Source organism: Vibrio sp. 2033 (assembly GCF_033339735.1).
Map to the genome: position 1 here is coordinate 1 of NZ_JAWOVC010000903.1, position 505 is coordinate 505.

1 protein-coding gene is annotated in these 505 nt (G+C 55.4%); it reads left to right on the forward strand.

The genetic code is table 11. The annotated features are described in order from the left end of the window. On the forward strand, positions 1–505 hold a 505-nt coding region (locus R7P74_RS29725), incomplete at both ends, for an AAA family ATPase (RefSeq protein ID WP_318124343.1).

Below are 505 nucleotides of genomic sequence, written 5' to 3' on the forward strand. Positions count from 1 at the left end.
CTACGCTGACGGTTCAAACCCTTTCATCCCTGCCACTGATACCAACTACGTTTTCCGCAAAGAGTTTCTGCGAGAGGTCTTGGCCTATCTCAAAGAGCCTGGCGGTGACGCATTGTTCGTAACCGGCCCTACCGGGTCTGGCAAAACCTCAGGTATCACCGAGATCGCTGGTCGTCTCAACTGGCCTGTTCAGCAAATCACTGCCCACGGGCGGATGGAGCTGACAGATCTGATTGGACATCACGCTCTGGTCGCGGAAAAGCCTGGTCAACCACCTGTCATGAAGTTCATGTATGGACCTCTGGCAGTCGCTATGCGTGAAGGTCATCTGCTCCTCATCAACGAGGTGGATTTGGCCGACCCTGCCGAGCTGGCTGGTCTCAACGATGTCCTTGAAGGGCGTCCCCTTGTGATCGCTCAGAATGGCGGGGAAATCATCAAGCCGCACCCGATGTTTCGTGTGGTCGTTACTGGTAACTCTACGGGGTCCGGTGATGCTTCTGGT